This window comes from Variovorax sp. DAIF25, from assembly GCF_050711835.1.
Classification (GTDB): domain Bacteria; phylum Pseudomonadota; class Gammaproteobacteria; order Burkholderiales; family Burkholderiaceae_C; genus Variovorax.
This window is the reverse complement of record NZ_CP136637.1, coordinates 455,267-475,054: the sequence shown is the minus strand read 5'-3', so window position 1 is coordinate 475,054 and position 19,788 is coordinate 455,267. Positions and strand designations below refer to the sequence as shown.

14 protein-coding genes are annotated in these 19,788 nt (G+C 69.1%); 6 read left to right on the top strand and 8 right to left on the bottom strand.

Going from position 1 to position 19,788, the window contains the following annotated elements; translation table 11 throughout:
• Positions 1-11: 11 nt before the first annotated feature.
• Together R0232_RS36200 and R0232_RS36195 are read right to left on the bottom strand one after the other, a co-directional pair.
• Positions 12-692, bottom strand: coding sequence for a M24 family metallopeptidase (locus R0232_RS36200; RefSeq protein WP_431514076.1), 681 nt, complete (start codon positions 690-692; stop codon positions 12-14).
• A gap of 91 nt (positions 693-783) precedes the next feature.
• A complete protein-coding gene (locus tag R0232_RS36195) occupies positions 784-1,665 on the bottom strand; it encodes a substrate-binding domain-containing protein (RefSeq protein WP_431514075.1) in 882 nt (293 codons plus the stop codon).
• A 236-nt stretch (positions 1,666-1,901) separates the two neighbouring features.
• Between R0232_RS36195 and R0232_RS36190 the strand changes: the two genes are divergently transcribed.
• The 6 genes from R0232_RS36190 (at position 1,902) to R0232_RS36165 (ending at position 9,349) form a co-directional block, all read left to right on the top strand.
• Positions 1,902-5,111 carry a GLUG motif-containing protein gene (locus R0232_RS36190; protein ID WP_431514074.1) on the top strand — a complete coding sequence of 1,070 codons (3,210 nt, stop codon included), beginning with the start codon at positions 1,902-1,904 and terminating at the stop codon, positions 5,109-5,111.
• A 70-nt stretch (positions 5,112-5,181) separates the two neighbouring features.
• Complete coding sequence (locus R0232_RS36185; protein WP_431514073.1) at positions 5,182-6,906, top strand: ShlB/FhaC/HecB family hemolysin secretion/activation protein; 1,725 nt, start codon at positions 5,182-5,184, stop codon at positions 6,904-6,906.
• A gap of 21 nt (positions 6,907-6,927) precedes the next feature.
• Positions 6,928-7,368 (top strand): TonB-system energizer ExbB, encoded by a 441-nt coding sequence (exbB, locus tag R0232_RS36180; RefSeq protein ID WP_093349691.1) that lies wholly within the window; start codon positions 6,928-6,930, stop codon positions 7,366-7,368.
• Between the two features lie 4 nt (positions 7,369-7,372).
• Positions 7,373-7,732 (top strand): ExbD/TolR family protein, encoded by a 360-nt coding sequence (locus tag R0232_RS36175; protein ID WP_218159418.1) that lies wholly within the window; start codon positions 7,373-7,375, stop codon positions 7,730-7,732.
• Positions 7,729-8,430 carry a TonB family protein gene (locus R0232_RS36170; RefSeq protein ID WP_431514072.1) on the top strand — a complete coding sequence of 234 codons (702 nt, stop codon included), beginning with the start codon at positions 7,729-7,731 and terminating at the stop codon, positions 8,428-8,430. Before R0232_RS36175 ends, R0232_RS36170 begins: the two co-directional genes overlap by 4 nt.
• A gap of 274 nt (positions 8,431-8,704) precedes the next feature.
• Entirely contained in the window at positions 8,705-9,349 is a 645-nt protein-coding gene (locus tag R0232_RS36165) for an HD domain-containing protein (protein WP_431514071.1), read from the top strand.
• Positions 9,350-9,384: 35 nt separating this feature from the next.
• Here the strand turns inward: R0232_RS36165 and R0232_RS36160 are convergent, their stop codons facing one another.
• The 6 genes from R0232_RS36160 to R0232_RS36135 all read right to left on the bottom strand — a co-directional run bounded on the left by R0232_RS36160 (position 9,385) and on the right by R0232_RS36135 (position 19,474).
• Entirely contained in the window at positions 9,385-10,698 is a 1,314-nt protein-coding gene (locus tag R0232_RS36160) for a cytochrome-c peroxidase (protein ID WP_431514070.1), read from the bottom strand.
• A 14-nt stretch (positions 10,699-10,712) separates the two neighbouring features.
• Complete coding sequence (locus R0232_RS36155) at positions 10,713-12,764, bottom strand: alkaline phosphatase family protein (protein WP_431514069.1); 2,052 nt, start codon at positions 12,762-12,764, stop codon at positions 10,713-10,715.
• A gap of 9 nt (positions 12,765-12,773) precedes the next feature.
• On the bottom strand, positions 12,774-13,652 hold the full coding sequence (locus R0232_RS36150; RefSeq protein WP_208507575.1) for a hypothetical protein: 879 nt from the start codon (positions 13,650-13,652) through the stop codon (positions 12,774-12,776).
• 255 nt (positions 13,653-13,907) lie between these two features.
• Entirely contained in the window at positions 13,908-14,816 is a 909-nt protein-coding gene (locus R0232_RS36145; protein WP_431514068.1) for a formate dehydrogenase accessory sulfurtransferase FdhD, read from the bottom strand.
• An 8-nt stretch (positions 14,817-14,824) separates the two neighbouring features.
• Positions 14,825-17,698 (bottom strand): formate dehydrogenase subunit alpha, encoded by a 2,874-nt coding sequence (gene fdhF / locus R0232_RS36140; protein ID WP_431514067.1) that lies wholly within the window; start codon positions 17,696-17,698, stop codon positions 14,825-14,827.
• Positions 17,699-19,474, bottom strand: coding sequence for an NADH-ubiquinone oxidoreductase-F iron-sulfur binding region domain-containing protein (locus R0232_RS36135; protein WP_431514066.1), 1,776 nt, complete (start codon positions 19,472-19,474; stop codon positions 17,699-17,701).
• Between the last annotated feature and the right edge of the window lie 314 nt (positions 19,475-19,788).

The window sequence follows — 19,788 nt, the reverse complement described above, 5'->3', positions numbered from 1 at the left end:
GGGTGGGGCCGCTAGCAGGCGGCTTCGTGCATCGCTTCGTCGGCGACGAGCAGGTCCTTGTGGAACGCGCCGAACGGGCGCGTCGGATGCGCGATCTGGATCTCCAGCACCCAGAGTCCCGGACCGCGTCCGGCCGCAGGGATCGCAGGCGGGAAGTCGCCGACACGGTGCCCGTGAAGGCCCAGGTTGAGGCGCCATCCCCTCGCCTGCGCACGCTGCGTCGCGTAGGCATACAGCGCCTCGCCGTCGAGGCCCTCGGTGCACAGGCGCGAACTCACTTCGTGCCAGATCGCGCGCACGGTTCTCGCGCAGTCTTCCATCTGGGGATCGCCGCCGACCACGAAGGTCTCGCCGGCGTCGCCCTCGTGGCCTTCCCACACGGGGCCGATGTCGATGAAGAAGATGTCCTGTTCGCCGAGCACGCGAGCCGGGTCGGATGCGTCCCTGGCGGTCTTGAGCGTGTCCTCGCCGAAGCGGATCGCGACCGGATGCCAGTTGCGCTCCATCTCCAGCGCCTGCAGCGTCGCCGCCGCCAGGGCCGTGGCTTGCGCATGCGTCATGCCGGGCCGGATGCCCGCAGCGATCTGCCGGACCGCGCGCTGCGACAGCGAGCGTGCGCGTCGCAGGGCCGCCAATGGCAACCCTGCCTCGGTGACGGCGGATCGGAGCAATTCGGGAAGCATCATGGTCATCGGCGGTATCCGTCTGCCTGGATCGTGGCAATCGCTGTATCTTACAAAATACAGCGATGCCCGATCCCGCCCCGCCGGCGATGCACCGGCCCTAGATGTAGCAGTTCTTCAGGATGATCGCGCGACCGGCCGTGCTTCCAACGTAGGCGATGAAGGCGTCGACCGCGGCATTGGTCGAGCCGGCGCGGCCGCGGATCGCCACGGCGTCCTGCAGCAGGCGGTCATGCGGCGGATTGCCGTTCACCGTGGCGGGTGTGTATTCGAAGTAGGTACCGGTCAGCGGCGAGCGGATGGCGCCGGTGCTGCTGTCGCACAGCTGCGACTTGGCGACGAATCCGACGTTGGGATAGGTCGTGGCGCTGGTGCTCGCGTTCACCGCCGTGTAGGTGGTGCCGATGGTCGTGTACTGCGCGAACTTGGCGTCGTAGGCACCGCCCGGGTAGGTGATCGCGTTGACGCGGCTCAGCACCTGCTGGGCCGCGGTGCCGTACGGCGCGGTGACCGGGTTGGCGATCGCGACCTGGCCGTTCGCATAGGCATAGCTCGCGGGATTGGTGAAGCCGCTCGAACCGCTGGTGCTCACGTTCGGACCGTACTTGGACCACAGGATCAGCTTGCCCTCGGCATAGCGGAACGGCACCTGCACCACGGTGGGATGGCCGGTGCGCAGGGCCGCCGGCGTGGTGTCGTCGGCCGCGAAGAACAGGTCATAGGGCGTGGTGCCGCCGGGCGCGGCCAGCGCGGTGTTGATCGCCGTCTGGAAATCGCCCGTCGCGCCATAGGTCACGGTGAAGCTGCTGCCCGAGAACGGCAGGCCCGAGGCGCCGAAGCCATTGACGAGCTGGACCATCGCGCCCTGGAAATTCGCGGCCACCGCCACGGTGATCGACTGCGCCCAGGTGGCGGACGAACCCAGCATCAGCACCGATGCCGAAACGCTCAGGGTAATTTTTCTGATCGAAAGCTTTTTCACGTTATCTCCTCGAGGAATTGGATGAATGACTGCGTGTGAATCTTTCGCGCTATATAGGCTTGCATATAGGTTGCATAGCATTCGGGTAATGCATAGGCATTGAATTGAAGGCTCTGGCGACTGGAAATCTTCTTATGGAGCGAAAAAAATCACGGACGCTATACTCTCAAAAATATAACGAGACAGGTGAACAAATGAAGAAGACCACGAAAAAATACGCTGGCCATGTTCCCGAATTGAGTTCGAAAGTATGCGCGGCCATTTACGCGTTGCTTTGTTCCTGTTCATCCATCGCCACGGCCGCGCCGCAGGGCGGCACGGTCACCAGCGGCAGCGCCACCATCGGCCAGGCAGGCAGCGTGACGCGTATCGACCAGAGCACGCAACGCGCGAGCATCAACTGGCAGGGCTTCGGCATCGCCGTCGGCGAAACCGTCAATTTCAACCAGCCCAATGCCTCGGCGATCACGCTCAATCGCGTGGTCGGCAACGAACGCAGCGTGATCGAGGGCGCGCTCAATGCCAATGGCAAGGTCTTCCTGATCAACTCCAACGGCGTGCTGTTCACCCGCGGCAGCAGCGTGAACACGGCCGGCCTCGTGGCCAGCACGCTGAACCTCAGCGACGCGGACTTCAATGCCGGGCGTTATGTGTTCAGCGGCAACGGCGGCAGCGGTTCGGTCATCAACATGGGCACGCTCACCGCGGTCCCGGGCGGCTACGTCGCGCTGCTCGGACGCTCGGTGTCGAACCAGGGCCTGATCGTCGCCACCAAGGGCACGGTGGCGCTGGGCAGCGGCGAGAAGATCAGCCTCAACTTCAACGGCGATTCGCTCGTGAGCCTCAGCATCGACGAAGGCGCGCTCGGTGCGCTGGTCGAGAACAAGGGCGCCATCCAGGCCGACGGCGGCACGGTGATCCTGACCGCGAAGGCCGCCGACGAGCTGCTGGGCAGCCAGGTCAACAACACGGGCATCGTGCAGGCGCGCACGCTGGACGATCTCAAGGGCCGCATCGTCTTGCGCGCCGACGGCGGCACGGCCAACGTGGGCGGAACGCTCGATGCCTCCTCGCCCGCGACCGGCGGCGGAACCGTCGAGACCTCGGGCCGCAGCGTGCGCGTGTCGGACGACGCCGTGGTCACCACCAAGGCCGCGAACAGCGACACCGGCACGTGGACGCTGGCTTCCGATGCCTTCACCGTCGGTGCGGGCGCGAACATCAGCGGTGCCCAGCTCGGCAGACAGCTGGGCAGCAACAACGTGGTGATTTCATCGCGGGGCGGGAACGGCACCGATGGCCACCTCTACGTCGGCCAAGGCGTGAACTGGTCGGCCAACACCGCGCTCACGCTGACCGCGGCCAACGACGTGCGCATCGATGCGCCGATCACGGCGACGGGCGCAAGCGCAGGGTTGAACCTGAACTTCGGTAGCGGCGGAGACTACCGTATCGATATGAGCAAAGGCGCATCGGTCACGCTGAGCGGCGCCGACGCGACGCTTGCGATGAACGGACAGGCCTACACGCTGATCCACAGCATGAGCGACCTGGAGAAGATCGACGACGCTGGTGGTGTTGCGGCCGGGCGCTATGCGCTCGCGGGCAACCTCGATGCCTCGGGCAAGACCTATGACAACACGGTGGTGTCCAAGTTGTCGGGCACGCTGGCGGGGCTGGGTCACACGATCAGCAACCTGACGATCCTGGAGCCGGTGCACAACGACTCCTCGCAAACGCCGGTCGGACTGATCGGCTCGGCGCAGGTCGGCAGCACGATCCGCGACATCGGCCTGCTCGGCGTCGACGTCAGCGGCTATGGCCGCGTCGGCGGGCTGGTCGGGGAAAACTTCGGCGGCGCCATCAGCCACGCCTACGTCACGGGGTCGGTGCAGGGTGTCGTCAGCGTGGGCGGCCTGGTGGGCTACAACGGGAGCAGCTTCAACCCCGACACCGGAGAGCCCATCGTCGGCAACGGCATCATCTCGGACTCCTTTTCGACCGCTGCCGTGAGCGCATCGACACGCTACACGGGAGGCTTCAATGACATCGGCGGACTGGTGGGGAGGAACTTCGGCGCGACCTACAAGATTCTTCGCTCCAGCGCCACCGGCAACGTCTCGGTGGTCACCGACACCAGCTCCGGCCTGCTCAACGGAAACATCGGCGGGCTGGTCGGCGGCAACATCAACGGCACCATCGCCGACTCCCACGCCACGGGCAACGTGTCTGTGTCGGACAACACGAGCTCCGTCGGCGGCCTCGTCGGCATCAACAGCGGTGCCACCGCGTCCCTGACCAACAGCTACGCCACGGGCAACGTGACGGGCGGAGACTCCAACGTCGGCGGGTTGGCCGGACAAAACCTCGGGGGCGCCAGCATCGTCGACTCCTACGCCAGCGGCAATGTGAGAGGCGGCGCGAGCAACGCCTCCCAGAACGTCGGCGGCCTGGTGGGCTGGAACAACGGCAGCACCATCTCGGGCTCGCATGCGAGCGGCGTCGTCACGGCTTTCGGCGCTTCGGTGGGCGGACTGGTCGGCAGCAACGGAGGTCCCGACGCGAAGATCACCAACTCCTATGCCACCGGCAATGTAAATGGCGGACCTGTCAGCCAGGGTGTGGGCGGCTTGGCGGGTTCGAACAGCGGCACCATCTCCGGATCGCACGCCTCGGGCGATGTCAGGGGCGAGATCGCGGGCGGCCTGGTCGGCGGCAACTCGGGCCTCATCACGGACTCCTTCTCGAGCGGCAACGTGTTCGGTTCCTACGCGGCCGGTGGCCTGGTGGGGCAGATGGACGGTGGCTCGATCCTCAACTCGCGCGCCAGCGGCAACGTGACGGGCGGTGCCGACTACGACTTCACCGGCGGGCTGGTGGGGCGCATGCAGGATGGCAACGTCGACAACTCGCATGCCACCGGGTCTGTCATCCACGGCAGCGACACCACGGGCCGCCTGATCGGAAGCAACACGGGCTCGGGCACCATCACCAACAGCACTTACCGCGATGCGGCGGCCGAGGCTGCAGCCCAGGCCGCAGCCGAAGCGGCCGCCCGCGCGGCCGCGGCAGCGCAAGCCGCGGCAGAAGCAGCCGCCCGTGCATCGAGCGAGGCCGCGGCGCAGGCCGCCGCCGAAGCGCAGGCGACCGCCGTCGCCGCCGCGCAAGCCGCAGCACGCGCCGCGGCGCTGCAGGAACGCGCGCAAACGGGTTCGCGTCTCGCGGCCGCCGCGACCTCGGAGGCCCAGCGCCAGCCGGAACGCCCCGCCGTACAGACGACGGCAGGCCTCACGCAACGGGCCGCGGCACTGGCCGACAACATCGTCTTCGCCGACCGGCGCAGCTTCTCCGCCAACGTGGAACGCATCGAGATCGACGGCAAGGTGTTCGAGCTCGAGGACGAAGGCGCCAAGGCGCCCGCGGCGCAGCCGTCGACGCCGCGCTGACATCGCCGCCCCGCCGCGGGACGGCATGGCCGGTCCCGCCTCCCCTTCTCCTCTTCGTTCCCGTTGCGACATGAATCCCCTTCGTCCCGTCTCGTCCTCACGCCGGGCGCGTCCCGCGCTCGCTGCCTTCTCCGTGCTCTGCACGCTCGCCACCAGTGGCCAGGCCCAGGTGGCGCCGATCCCCAACTACGGCAGCGGCGATGCGCTGCGCGAAGCCCAGCCGCCGCGCCCGCTCAGCACCCCGAACCAGCCGCCCGCGCCGGTGATCGTGGAACAGCCCGAGCGGCCGCTGGCCCTGCCGGCCGGCGAGACGCTGACGGTGCGCGACTTCAAGGTCGAGGGCGCCGACGAGATTCCGCCCGCCGAGCTGCAGGCCACGCTCGATCCCTACCGCGGCCGCGGGCTGTCGATGGCCGAGATCGAGCAGGCCGCGGGCCGGCTCACGGCGCTGCTGCGCGACCGCGGCTATCTGGTGGCACGCGCCTACGTGCCGCGGCAGGACGCGAGCGCCGGCACGCTGACGATCCGGGTCCTGATCGGCAGCTACGGCAAGCTCACGCTCAAGAACCGCTCGCTGGTGCGCGACGCGACCGTGGCCGATGCGTTCGCGCCCTTGCAGGCGGGCCAGCCGGTTTCGCGCGCGCAGCTCGAGCGCGCGATGCTGCTGGTCGGCGACATGCCCGGCGCCACCCTGCCCCGCCTCACGATCTCGCCGGGAGAAGCCCCGGGCAGCTCGGACTTCGATGTGGAGGTGGGCGAACGCAAGCGCCTCGCCGGCTATGCGCTGCTCGACAACCAGGGCTCGCTCTACACGGGCAAGAACCGGCTGAGCGCGGGACTCGACATCAACTCGCCCTTCGGCATCGCCGACCGGCTGAGCCTCAACCTGATGGGCACCGAAGGCGGCGGCCTCGACAACGGCCGCGTGGCCTACGGCTTTCCGCTGACCGCCAGCGGCCTGCGCCTGGAGCTCGCCGCCGCGCGCACCACCTATCACCTGGGCGGCGACTACGACGACCTCGAGGCCAAAGGCCGCGCGCGCACGGTCGAAGCCACCTTGAGCTATCCGCTGCTGCGCAGCCGCGAGCAGAACCTGTCGCTGAGCCTGAACCTCGCGCAGCGCCATCTGCGCGACGAGGTGGGCGCGGTCGAGAGCGTCGACCGCAAGACCACCAAGGTCGCGACCTTCGCCGTGCAGCACGAGCGCTGGGGCCAGCTGCTGGGCCGGCCGGGCTACACCAGCGTCGTCGCCGGATTCAGCTACGGCCACCTCGACATCGACAACCCCGCGCAGGCGGCGCTCAACCGGGCCGGCGCCGACACGGCTGGCGACTTCGCGCACCTGAACCTGCGGCTCGCCGCCAACGTGGAATTCGCCAAGGGCTGGACCGCGAGCAGCGCGCTGAGCCTGCAGAAGGCGCTGCGCAACAAGAACCTCGACGGCAGCGAGCAGATGAGCATCTCGGGCCCCAACGGCGTGAAGGCATACCGCGAATGGGTGAGCGGCGACAACGGCTACCTGCTCAACGCCGAGGTGCGCTACGCACTGCCGGCGTCCGAGGGGCTCACGCATTCGGTGGGCGTCTTCGCCGACCTCGGACGCGCCTGGCTGCAGAACGCCGACTACGCCACGCGCAACGGGCTGCGCCTGTCGGACGTGGGCATCGGCTACCAGGCACGCCATGGCGCGCTGTTCGGGCGGCTGCAGGTCGCGCGCGCCATCGGTTCGCGGCCGCAGGAGATCGTGCGCGAGAGCCGCACGCGCGTGCTGGTGCAGGCCGGCGTGCTGTTCTGAGACACCGACGAGGAGCACGGAATGAACATGAACTGGCTCGCCGGCGCCATCGACTACGGCGTCATCGGACTGCTGGTGGTGCTGAGCGTCTTCGTGGTCGCGATCGGCATCGAACGCGCCTGGCTCTACAGCCGCATCGACACCCACGCGATCCGCGACATCAAGTCGCTCGAGCTGGTGCTCACGCGCAAGCTCTTCGTCATCGCCTCGGTGGCGAGCAACGCGCCCTACCTGGGCCTGCTGGGCACGGTGTTCGGGATCATGCTGACCTTCTACAACATGGGGCAGGACGCCTCCATCGACACCGGCAAGATCATGGTCGGCCTCGCGCTCGCGCTGAAGGCCACGGCCGTGGGCCTGGGGGTGGCGCTGGTGTCGGTGGTGCTCTACAACACGCTGCTGCGCAAGGTGCAGGTGTTGATCCTCGAATGGGAGATCGCGCGTGACCGAAAAGCCGATTGACAGCATGAACATGCTCCCCTTCGTCGACATCATGCTGGTGCTGCTCACCATCGTGCTGACGACCTCGAGTTTCATCGCGAGCGGGCGGATTCCGGTCAACCTGCCGCAGGCCAGCGCGAGCCCAGCGGACACCTCGCAGACGCAGACCATCGTGATCGATGCGGCGGGCACGATCCACTTCGGCGGCGAGGCCCTGAACGCCGACACGCTCAAGACCCGGCTCGCGGCGATGGACAAGCAGACGCCCTTCCTGCTGCGCGCCGACCGCACGGTGCAGCTGCAGCGCTTCATCGACGTGGCCGATGTGCTGAAGCAGCTGGGCTTCGCCAAGGTGGCCGTGCAGACGGAACCGACGACACGATGAGGTTCGCGATCGGCCTCGGCCTCTCGGTGCTGCTGCACGCGGCACTGGTGCTGCCGTGGCTGGTGCGCGCGCGGCCCGAGACGCCGCCGCCGTTGCGCGAGCAACTGGTGGTCGACCTGCTGGGCATGGTGAGCAACCGCCAGGTCGAGCAGCAGCAGGTGGCACGGCCGGCCGAGCCTCCCCCTCCGACGCCGCCGCCGAAGCCGGTGGCGCGAAAGGAGACGCGCGAGCGGACGCCGGTGCCGCGCCAGGTCGCGCCGAGCCCGGTGCAGGTAGCGCGCGTGGAAGAACCCGTGCGCGCCTCGCCGGAGCCGCCGACGCAGACGCCCGTGGCCGCGCCGCCGCCGCTCGCGAATGCCGCCGAGGAAGACCGCATGCAGCAGACCGTGCGTGCACGCGACGAGGGGGCCGATGCCCTGCGCAAGTACCTCGCGGGCCTGCGCAAGGCGATCCAGGGCAAGCTGGTCTACCCGGCCGAGGCGCGCGAAGCCGGCTACGTCGGCGCGCCGACGATCCGCTTCACGCTGACCGAGGAAGGGAACATCCTCTCGGGCTCGCTGGCGGTGGCGAAGAGCAGCGGCTACCCGGTGCTCGACGAGAGCGCCATGCGCGCGGCGCAGGCCGGTGCGCCGTTCGAGAAACCACCGAGGCGGATGGACGTGGCGATCGCCATCGGGTTCGTTCAGGAACGGCAGTGATCGTCGGCTTGCTGTTCGGGGCGCGTGCACAGGACAGCGGGTACTTCCCTCCGCGAATGTCCCCCGGCCTTCGGCCTCCTCCTTGATTTCGCTGCGGGAAGCACCCGCTGCCCTGTGCACGGGAGGCGCTCGGGTTGTGCGGCCGGTTCTTTGGTTCCGGGATATTGAAGGGGCTGCAACACGCCATTGCAGAGATGCCAATTCCCATCGGACGATGTTCCATCCATGATCGGTTCTCCGCCGCTTTCGCGGCAGATCAACGACCGAGACACCCATGGCACCCCAGCACATCGCCGGCATCCGCATCCCCGACAGCAGGCTCGCGCGCGAGCTGACCCAGTTCATCCGCGACACCGAAAGCGATCTGCTCTTTCATCACTCGGCCCGCGTCTACTGCTGGGGCGTGCTGGCGGGCGATCGCAAGGGCTTGAAGTACGACCCCGAGCTGCTCTATGCGGCCGCCATGTTCCATGACATCGGCCTCACCGCGCGCTACGAAAGCAGCCAGCTGCGCTTCGAGGTGGACGGTGCCAACGCCGCGCGCGACTTCCTGCAAGGGCACGGAATCTCCGAGCGCGACATCGAGACGGTGTGGAATGCGGTCGCGCTGCACACCACGCCGGGCATCCCCCAGTTCATGCGCGCGGAGATCGCGCTCGTGCAGGCGGGTGCCGGCATGGACGTGGCCGGCCGCGGCTACGACGACTACAGCGACGCGCAGCGCGAAGCGGTCGTGCGCGCCTTTCCGCGCGAGGCCGATTTCAAGCACGGCATCATCGAGGCCTTCTACCAGGGGCTCAAGCACCGCCCCGACAGCACCTTCGGCACCTTCAACGACGACGTGCTGGCGCACAAGGATCCGCATTTCCGTCGCGCGGACATGTGCAGCATCATCCATGCGTCGAAGTGGCATGGCTGAACCGGCCTTCCCCGGTTCCTTGCCCGCTCGCCGCGCTACGGCCTGACCGATCCCGCCGCCGCCGGCTTCTGGAAGCCGTCGGTCAGGGTCCCGAGGAACGCCACCAGGTCGTCCACCTCCTGCTCGGTCATCGCTGGCGCGGCGCCGCGCTTTCGCACGATCGGCAGCGTGGGATCGATGTTGGCCCGGTAGAGCGCCGGCAGGTCGTCGTAGATGCGCACGCGGCCGTTCGCCGCCTTCGGATAGAACCGCTCGGGGTCGGTGTCGCGCCTGTTGTAGAACTCGACCACGTCGCGCAACGAGCGGAAGACTCCGTTGTGGAAGAACACGCTGCGGGTCGCGACGTTGCGCAGGGTCGGGGTCTTGAACATGCCGCAGTACTGCGGCGTGGCGGACGGCGAATGGCCCGTGGCGGTGGCCTGGCACAGGCCCAGGTCGTACCAGGCGGGGTCGGCATTGGCGGGCAGGCGCGGGTTGCGCGGCGGCGCGACCGCCTCGAACGAGTAGTCCGTGAACGGCGCGATGCTGCCGCCGTTGGCGTTGCCGCTCAGGTGGCAGGCGATGCAATTGCCTTTCTCGGCATCGTTGAACAGGCGCAGGCCGCGCACCTCCTGGGCCGTCATGTAGTTGCCCTTGTTCGTCCGGTAGAGGTCGAACTTGCTGGTATAGGGATGGAAGTCCGGGTCCTCGAGCTGGTAGCGCTGAAGCGCGAGCTGCGCGTTGGCGAAGGCCCGCTCCGGGTCGTCGAAGGCCTGGGCGCCGAAGGCCTGCCTGAACAGGTCGGCATAGGGCCCGGCCTTCAGTTTCGACACCACGTCCGCGGCGCTGGGGTTGGCCATCTCGTTGGCGGCGAGCAGCGGCACGGCGGACTGGTCCGCCAGCGAGGCGGCGCGGCCGTCCCAGGTGAGGCCGCCGCCCGGACCGGGCGGCGAGGCACCGTCCGGATTCGGCGCCAGGTCGGAATACGGCGGGGTGTATTCCTTGTAGCGCAGCGAAGGTACCGCGCGCGTGCCGGACATCGAGAGCGCCGGGCCGCCGAGCTGCGCGGCCAGGTCGTTGGGCGGGCCATGGGCATGCGCGGGGCTGTGGCACGAGGCGCAGGACATCCGGCCGGAGCCCGAGAGGCGCTGGTCGAAGAACATCCTCGCGCCGACCTGGGCCGCGACGCTCAGCGCCGCCGTGCCGGCCTCCGCCGCCGAAGCGCTCCTGGCGGCGGAGGCACCGGCCGCGGACGGCGCCGTGCCGCCCGCGGGTTCGCTGCCGCCGCAGGCGCCGAGCAGCGCGAGCGCGGCAGCGGCGAACAGCCGGCGCAGCGCCGTGCCCGCCGTCTTCGGCTTCGTCTCGGCCACGCGTCGCGCTCTGCCTACTTCAGCGAGAAGACACCCGTCATCGGATGCACCGCGTCCCAGTGCGTGTCGATGCTGCCGGCGTATTCGGGCAGTTCGAGCAGGTGGTCCCGGATGTAGGCCTCGGTGTACTTCGAGCGGTTCATGTAGCTCTCGGGCTGGCCGGGGTCGGCCAGCGCGAACATGTCCTGCAGCGTGCGCACGAACGCGATGTGGCTGTAGGGCTCGTCGTCGACCTTGCCCGAGGGCGCGCCGTCCTGGTTGGTCAGCAGGCCGAAGATCACCGGGCCGTTGCCGTGGTTGCCCTGGCCGTAGTTCGCGATCGGCACCGGCACGCTCGACTTGCCGCCCTCGCCCAGCGGCCCGCCGACGGCCTTGCCCGGATTCCAGCCGCAGCAGCCCGAGGGACCGACGTAGCCGCCGCTGCCTTCGTCGAAGGTCACGATGATGCCGATGCGGCGCGCCTTGTTCTTCCACAGCGGCGAGGCCTGGATCTTCCGGATCAGCTTGTCGGTGTAGTCGTCGCCGCGCTTGAGGATGCCGGGCCCCGGCGAGCAGTCGGTGGCGACCTTCGTGCCCGTCACGTCCTTCACGGTCTGGTCGTGCATGTCGTCGCAGAGGTCGGGCACGAGATAGTTCACGGCCGCGACGTCGCCGCTGTTCAGGTCGGTGCCCAACTGGTCGAGGTCGTAGCCGGCCGGCGTGTTCGGGCTGGCTGCGAAGGCGGCGTCCCACTGGCCGCCGCCCATGGTGCGCTGCGATGGCATGAACGAGGGATCGTTGCGCACGTCGTCGAAGGCCAGCGTCGGGTTGTGGCGCGGCGCGTACATGCCGGGGTACGGCAGCATCAGCGTCGGATCGTTGTTGTCGCGGGCGACCACGGTCGGATCGCCGTGGCTGTTGCCGCGCGGATCCATGCCCGGGTTCATCGATTCGCTGTAGACGTGGTAGCCCAGGCCCGCGTTGCGCAGCGACTTGAAGATCGAGCGCGCGTTCTTGATGTTGTGCGAGACGCCGTCGCCGGGGTTGGTGCACGCGCCCTGCCCGTTGGGGACGGCATCGGTCGGCGTGTTCAGCGTGTCGCCCGCGGGCACGCACCACCACGAATCGTCGCCGGCCACGCCCCAGTCGTCCGCGCCGCCCAGCGAGATGTAGTTGGGCTCGGAGGGATGGCCGGTCGAGTGGTAGTTGGTGGCCTTCGCGCCCGCGTTCAGGAAGGCAGTGATCTTCGGCGTCGAGGCGCCGCCATCGATCTTGGTGTTGGTCTCGTTCTCGAGAATGATGACGAACAGGTTGTCGAAGCGCGGGATGCCCTCGAGTGCGAACGCGTCCTGCTCGGCCTGCTTCAGATCCACCTTCTTGCCGGTGGTGCTCGACACGTCGCCGCGCGCCACCATCGTGCTGGCCAGCGCGAAGCGGGTGGCGAGCTGGTTCGCCTCGCCCAGCAGCGCGGTCCTGCCGGCACCGTCGGGCAGCGCCGTGTAATCGCCGGTGACCTGCGCGGCCGTCACGCCCAGGCGCTGCGCGATGCTCGCCACCACGGCGGACTCGGCACCGCCGGCCTCGATCTGCCGCACCACCTCGGTGGTGAGCGGGCTGATCACGCCCGCCATGTCGGCGGGCGCGCGCAGCACCATCGCCTGCGCCGTCCGGCCCGGGCCGGTGCGCGGATCGTCGTAGGCGGTGCCCGCGCCGATCGTCGCGAGCAGCGCGCTGCCGGCCGGCGCATTCATGCCGAAGGCGCCCTGGGCGTCGGTCTTCGCGCTGACTTCGCCGTCGTCGCAGACCGCGTTGGCATTGACGTCGGCGCAGACGGTTGCACCCGCGTACTTGCCGACGACCAGGCCCTTGTAGGGCACGGTCGCGGCCGCCGGTGCATCGCTGCCGCCCCCGCCGAAGGGCAGGAAGGCGCCGCCGTTGCCACCGCCGCCGCCGCAGGCCGCCAGCGTCAGCGCGGCGACCAGGGTGGCGATGCCTGCCAGCACGGGCGAAAGGCGTCCGCGCGGTGCCCATGCCTGCCGCGGGGAGGCGGCGTGGAACGGGTTCATCTCTTGATTGCGATAGGTCATGGTGCTTGCTTACTCTTCGAGCCAGACGCCGACGAAGTTGCGCGTGTTGCCGGCGCTGACCAGCCCGTGCTCGATCAGCGCATAGCGCAGCTGTCCGGTGCGGGTGGCGTACAGGTAGGGAACGACCCAGTCGCCATGGAGGCCCGCGGGCGAGGCCTGCTTGAGCGTGCTGGTGACGGGGATGGTGTTCGAGGCGCCGGTGCGCGCGTCGAAGATGGTCTCGTTGCCCGAGCCGTCGATGCTCAGGCTCGAATGCATGGCGGGCGTGCTCGCGCTGCCGTCGCGCAGGCAGTCTTCGTAGTAGGCGGTGAACTTGTGGCCGGCCAGCTGCGTGCCGTCGACGACGAAGGGACCGCCGGCGAACACATGGGTCGACTTCGTCGCCGCATTGCCCGCGCCGGGATTGGGCGTGCCCTCGCCCGCCACGGCTTCGCAGGTCTCGATGAAGCCGGGCATCACGATCTGGTCGCCGTTCATCACCGCGCCGATGGTCGTGCCGAAGCTCGGCGTGCCGCCGACCGACATCGCGCCGTCGTTGGCCACGTCGGTCGTCAGGGTCGCGTAGTCGGTGCCGTCGATCGCGAGCTTGCCCGTGGACTGGTTCGGCTGGAAGGTCAGCGTTGCCGCCTTGCCGGCCACCGTGGTGTCGAGGTATTGGTAGCTGGTGTAGGCACGCGTCTGGGTCTGCGTGCTCACGGCCTGCGTGGGCGTGTCGGTGGGTGGGGTCGTGGTGTCGTCGGGCGGTGGGCTGGCGCCTTGCGCCGGGGGGGTATCGCTGGGAGGTGGCAGCAGTGCCAGCCGGGGCCCGTCGCCCCCGCCGCCACCGCATGCCGCGAGTGCCAATGTGGCCATCAGTCCAACGGCAAAGTGGGTTGCCTTGAGTCGCATTTCTTCTTCCGGTTCTTCGACATGCGCCGAGGGACCGCGCAGGGCGCGGGTCCACCGGCAGGGATCGCGGCAGGCCGGTCGTCGGCCGGCCGTCCCGAGCCGGGGGCAGTCTAGGAATGGGAGAAGTCGGACGGGTTACAAAAACGCCGTGGAACGCGTTGTCCGGCGATCGCTAATTCGCCTCTAACGATCGCTCATTCGGCGCTAAGCAAAGGCGCGATGCCGGCCTCGGCACAGGCCGGCGCGCAACGTCAGCTAGTCGGAAGCCAGCGCGCGCGATGCCTCGTGCGGCAAGGGCTCGGCGTCGAAGCGATCGGCCCCGCTGTAGCAGAGGAAGTGGCGATTCGCCGCGCGCCCGAACAGCGTCATGCCGAGCTGCTCGGCCAACGCGTGGCCCATGGCGGTGACGCCGTTGCGCGAGACGATGATCGGCACGCCCATGTGGGCGGACTTCATCACCATCTCGCTCGTCAGGCGGCCGGTGGTGTAGAAGACCTTGTCGCCGCCGCCGATGCCATGCACCGCCATCCAGCCCGCGATGGTGTCGATCGCGTTGTGCCGGCCGACGTCTTCCACGAACACCAGCATCTCGGTGCCGTGGAACAGTGCGCAGCCATGCACCGAGCCCGCCTGGCGATGCACGCTGTCGCGCGACCGCATGAGTTCGAGGATGCGCAACAAGGTGGCCTGGCCGATGCGCGCGGTCTCGGCCGTCGGCAGGCGGATGGCACCGATCTGCGTCATCGTGTCGCCGAAGACCGTGCCCTGGCCGCAGCCGGTGGTGACCACGCGCCGCGCGGTCTTGGCGTCTAGGTCGTCGACGCCCGCATGCGTCCGGATCGCGGCCGCTTCCACGGCCCAGTCGACGTCGATGCTCTCGACCTCGCCCGCGCCGCGGATCAGGTCCTGGTTGAGCAGGTAGCCCAGCACCAGCAGCTCGGGCGAGGCACCGAGCGTCATCAGGGTCACGAGCTCGCGCTTGTCGAGGAACACCGTCAGCGGTCGTTCGGCCGGGATGTCGAGGCCGCGGCGTTCGCCGTGCTGGTCGAGGATCTCGATGCGTTTCAGCAGCACGCCGCGCGCGTGGCTCAGCCGGGGCGCATCGGCACGCCGCGGGAGCGGCGCTGCCGAGAATGCGAGCGACTCGTCGTCCGAAGGAAGCATGCGGAATCCTAAGCGATCGCCGGTTCCACCTCCGTGCTGTCCCGGCCATACCCGGTCACGGGCGGCGGCGTGCCCCCCGCCGTGATGGCCACGGCGCAGTACTTGAACTCGGGGATCTTGCCGAACGGGTCGAGCGCCGCGTTGGTCAGCAGGTTGGCGGCGGCCTCGTAGTAGGCGAAGGGAATGAACACGGCGCCGGTCGGCGTGCCGTCGTCGCGCCGCACGTTCAGCGCCACTTCTCCGCGGCGCGACCTCACGGTGATGACATCGCCGGCCTCGACGCCGAGCCGGCGCAGGTCGCCGGCATTCATCGACGCGGTGGCGATCGGCTCGATCGCATCGAGCACGCTGGCGCGCCGCGTCATGCTGCCGGTGTGCCAGTGCTCGAGCTGGCGCCCGGTGATCAGCACGAAGGGATAGGCCGCGTCGGGGCGTTCGTTGGCCGGAATGATGTCCGCCGGCACCAGCTTCACGCGGCCGTCCTTGGTCGCGAAGTTGTCGATGAACACGGTGGGCTGGCCCGGATCGTCTTCCGACAGGCAGGGATAGGTCACGCTCTGCTCGCGCTCGACGCGCTCCCAGGTCACGCCCTCGATCACCGCGTGCATCGCCTGGCGCATCTCCTCGTAGACCGCGGCCACGCCGCACTCCGGACCTTCGTAGTTCCAGCGCAGGCCCATGCGCTGCGCGATCTGCTGGATGATCCAGAGGTCGGGCTTCGCGTCGCCCGGCGGATTCAGCGCGCGGCGCCCCATCTGGATCATGCGGTCGGTGTTCGTCACGGTCCCGGTCTTCTCGGGCCAGGCGCTCGCCGGCAGCACGACGTCGGCGTACCACGCGGTCTCGGTCATGAAGATGTCCTGCACCACCAGGTGCTCGAGCGAGGTCAGCGCGTGGCGCGCATGGTTCAGGTCCGGGTCGCTCATGGCGGGGTTCTCGCCCATGATGTACATGCCGCGGATCTTGTGCGGATCGCTGTCGGGCGCGAGCGCCTTGTGCATGATCTCGACCACGGTGTAGCCGGGCTTGTCGTCGAGCGGCGCGCCCCAGAAATTCTCGAACCAGGCGTTCACGCCCGGGTCGTCCACGCGCTGGTAGTTGGGCAGCATCATGGGGATCAGGCCCGCGTCGCTGGCGCCCTGCACGTTGTTCTGCCCGCGCAGCGGATGCAGGCCGCTGCCGGGCTTGCCGATCTGGCCCGTGACGCTCACGAGCGCGATCAGGCAGCGTGCGTTGTCGGTGCCGTGCACGTGCTGGCTGACGCCCATGCCCCACAGGATCATCGAGCCCTTGCTGGTCGCGAACTCCCTGGCGACCTCGCGGATCGTCTCGGCCGGGATGCCGCAGATCGGCGCCATGGCTTCGGCGGAATAGCCCTGCACGTTGGCCTTGAGCGCCTCGTAGTTGCTGGCGCGGCGCGTGAGGAAGTCGGCGTCGGCCAGGCCTTCGTCGATCACGGTGTGGATCAGCGCATTGAGCAGCGCCACGTCGGTGTCGGGCCGGAACTGCAGGGTGCGCCAGGCATGCCGGCCGATGTCCGTGATGCGCGGGTCGGCCAGCACGATCTTCGTGCCGCGCTTCGCCGCGTTCTTCATCCAGGTGGCGGCGACCGGGTGGTTGGCCGTGGGGTTCGAGCCGATCACGAGGATCAGCCCCGCGTTCTCGACGTCGCCGACCTGGTTGCTGACCGCGCCCGAGCCGACGCCCTCGAGCAGCGCCGCGACGCTGGAGGCATGGCACAGGCGCGTGCAGTGGTCGACGTTGTTGCTGCCGAAGCCGGTGCGGATCAGCTTCTGGAACAGGTAGGCCTCCTCGTTGCTCCCCTTGGCCGATCCGAAGCCGGCCAGGGCCTTGAGGCCGTGCGTGTCGCGCAGCGACTTGAGCTTGCCGCCGGCGAGCTCGAGCGCCTCCTCCCAGGTCGCCTCGCGGAACACCTGGCTCCAGTCGGCGGGGTCGCCGATCGCCTCGGGATCCTTGGGCACGCCGGCCTTGCGGATCAGCGGCTTGGTGAGCCGTTGCGGATGGTGCGCATAGTCGAAGCCGAAGCGGCCCTTGACGCACAGGCGGTTGTGGTTCGCCGGGCCGTCGCGGCCGTCGACGCTGACGATGACCTCGTCCTTCACGTTGTAGGTCAGCAGGCAGCCGACGCCGCAGAACGGGCACACCGAGTCGACCTTGCGGTCGACCTCCTGGGGCCCGATGTGGCTCTTGGGCATCAGCGCACCGGTCGGGCAGGCCTGCACGCATTCGCCGCAGGCCACGCAGGTGCTCTCCCCCATGCCGTCCTGCAGGTCGAACACGATCGCGCTGTCGTGGCCGCGGAAGGCGTAGCCGATCACGTCGTTGACCTGCTCCTCGCGGCAGGCGCGCACGCAGCGGTTGCACTGGATGCAGGCGTCGAGGTTCACGGCCATGGCCGGATGCGAGAGGTCCGGCGCGGGCTGGGCGCGGCCGATGGCGGCCAGGGCCGGACGGACCTCGACCTCCATGCGCGCGGCCCACTGGCTCAGTTCGCCGTGCTGCAGCGTCTTGTCGTTGCCGACCCACTTGTGGCCCTGCTCGGGCATGTCCGACAGCAGCATCTCGAGCACCATCTTCTGGCTCTTGAGGGCGCGCTCGCTCTTCGCCTGCACCTTCATGCCGGCGACGGGGGCGCGGCAGCAGCTCGGTGCCAGCGTGCGCTCGCCGTCGATCTCGACCACGCAGGAGCGGCAGTTGCCGTCCGCGCGATAGCCCGGCGTGTAGCAAAGGCGCGGGATCTCCACGCCGTGCCTGTCGGCCACCTGCAGGATCGTTTCGCCCTCGTAGCCGCGCACCGGCTTGCCGTCGAGCTCGAACTCGACGGTGGCGGGCGCCAGGAGCGTTCCTTCGCGTGCATTCATTCAGGACACCTCGTGGGGAAAGTACTTCTGGACGCAGCGCACCGGATTCGGCGCCGCCTGGCCGAGGCCGCAGATCGACGCATCGACCATCACCTGGTTCAGGTCCTCCAGCGTGGCATGGTCCCATTGCGCCGACGTCATCAGCCGGGCCGCCTTGCCGGTGCCGACGCGGCACGGCGTGCACTGGCCGCAGCTCTCGTGCTCGAAGAAACGCATCATGTTCAGCGCGGCGTCGCGGGCCCGGTCCTGCCGGCTCAGCACGATGACGGCCGCCGACCCGATGAAGCAGCCGTGCGGCTGCAAGGTGTCGAAGTCGAGCGGGATGTCGCCCATGCTGGCGGGGAGGATCCCGCCCGAGGCGCCGCCGGGCAGGTAGGCATAGAGGTCGTGCCCGGGCAGCATGCCGCCGCAGAACTCGTCCACCAGCTCGCGCAGCGTGATGCCGGCGGGCGCCAGCTTGACGCCGGGTTCGCGCACCCGGCCGCTCACGCTGAACGATCGCAGCCCCTGCCGGCCGTTGCGGCCGAAGCCGCTGAACCACGACGCGCCCCGCTCGACGATGTCGCGCACCCAATAGAGGGTCTCGAAGTTGTGCTCGAGGGTCGGCCGGCCGAACAGCCCGATCTGCGCGATGTAGGGCGGGCGCATGCGCGGTTCGCCCCGCTTGCCTTCGATGCTCTCGATCATCGCGGACTCCTCGCCGCAGATGTAGGCGCCCGCGCCGCGCCGCAGCTCGATGCGCGGCAGCGCGAACGGCGGGTTCGCCTGCAGCAGCGCGAGCTCGCGCTCGAGGATCGCGCGGCAGCCGTGGTACTCGTCGCGCAGGTAGACGTAGCAGGCGTCGATGCCGACCACCGTCGCGGCGATCAGCAGTCCCTCGAGGAAGCGATGCGGGTCGCGCTCGAGGTAGGTCCGGTCCTTGAACGTGCCGGGCTCGCCCTCGTCGATGTTGACGGCCATCAGGCGCGGCGCCATCTGCTGGCGCACGATGCCCCACTTGCGCCCCGCGGGAAAACCCGCGCCCCCGAGGCCGCGCAGGCCGGAATCGGTCATCGCCTTGAGGATGTCGTCGGCCGGCCTGGCACCCGAGGCGACCGCGGCCGCGAGGGCATAGCCGCCGCGCGCCTGGTAGGCGCGATAGCCGACATAGGCCGGCGCGGTGTCGTCGGGAGAGGAAGTGATGGCACCGGGTCCGGCCGCCGCGGCGTCGAAGACGCCATCGTCGGCGGGCAGCGGATGCTTCTTCGCATCCCTGCCCACGGCGGCCGCGACATCTTCGGCCCGGGTCATCACCACCGGCGCCTGGCCGACCACCGCCACCGGGGCCTGCTCGCAGCGCCCGACGCAGGGCGCCGCCACCACGCGCACGTCGGTGCCGAGCAAGGCGGGCAGCCGCTGCAACAGGTCGCGCGCGCCGGCCAGTTCGCAGGACAGTCCGTCGCACACGCGCACCGTGAGCGCCGCGGGCTCGTCATCGCCGCGAAGCACCTCGAAGTGATGGTAGAAGGTCGCGACCTCGAAGACCTCGGCCATCGGCAGGTTCATCTCGCGCGCCAGCGCCACCAGGTGCCGGTCGTGCAGGCACTGCCATTCGTCGTTGAGACGATGGAGGTGCTCGATCAGCAGGTCGCGCCTGTGGGGCGCGGGACCGATCAGGGCCCGGACCTCCTCGAGCGCGACGTGGTCGGGCTGGCGGCCCTTCAGCTTGCTCTTGCGGCGTATGCGGCCGCGAAGTTCGTCCAATGTGGCTAGTCGCACCGGTTCGAGCGGGCGCATGGCTGTGGTCATAGCTTCGGCGAAACGGTCAGGCTTCGCTGCGGTGAGGGGAACGGGAAAGGGCCGGGACCCGCATGGCGCCGACGGCGGCGCGTTCCGCGGGTCGGGGGTGGACGGGGCCTGCCGCGCCACCGGGTCGAGTGGCGATGCTGACGAATGCCGGAGGCAAGGTCATTGATCGTGGTCAACTTGTCGCGGCATGGCGATCGGGTGCTTCCCGATGCGACCGTGCCGCCGAGCCGCCCGAGGGGTTCGGGCAACGCGTCATCTCTCTATAGGTCTGCGCGGCATGCTACCCGATGTCCCATGGCCGT

Bases quoted from the DNA above. Each gene is read 5' to 3' on its own strand.
- R0232_RS36200 (WP_431514076.1), bottom strand. From the start codon at position 692: ATGACCATGATGCTTCCCGAATTGCTCCGATCCGCCGTCACCGAGGCA.
- R0232_RS36185 (WP_431514073.1), top strand. From the start codon at position 5,182: ATGAATCCCCTTCGTCCCGTCTCGTCCTCACGCCGGGCGCGTCCCGCG.
- exbB (WP_093349691.1), top strand. From the start codon at position 6,928: ATGAACATGAACTGGCTCGCCGGCGCCATCGACTACGGCGTCATCGGA.
- R0232_RS36175 (WP_218159418.1), top strand. From the start codon at position 7,373: ATGAACATGCTCCCCTTCGTCGACATCATGCTGGTGCTGCTCACCATC.
- R0232_RS36170 (WP_431514072.1), top strand. From the start codon at position 7,729: ATGAGGTTCGCGATCGGCCTCGGCCTCTCGGTGCTGCTGCACGCGGCA.
- R0232_RS36165 (WP_431514071.1), top strand. From the start codon at position 8,705: ATGGCACCCCAGCACATCGCCGGCATCCGCATCCCCGACAGCAGGCTC.
- R0232_RS36155 (WP_431514069.1), bottom strand. From the start codon at position 12,764: ATGACCTATCGCAATCAAGAGATGAACCCGTTCCACGCCGCCTCCCCG.
- R0232_RS36150 (WP_208507575.1), bottom strand. From the start codon at position 13,652: ATGCGACTCAAGGCAACCCACTTTGCCGTTGGACTGATGGCCACATTG.
- R0232_RS36145 (WP_431514068.1), bottom strand. From the start codon at position 14,816: ATGCTTCCTTCGGACGACGAGTCGCTCGCATTCTCGGCAGCGCCGCTC.
- fdhF (WP_431514067.1), bottom strand. From the start codon at position 17,698: ATGAATGCACGCGAAGGAACGCTCCTGGCGCCCGCCACCGTCGAGTTC.
- R0232_RS36135 (WP_431514066.1), bottom strand. From the start codon at position 19,474: ATGCGCCCGCTCGAACCGGTGCGACTAGCCACATTGGACGAACTTCGC.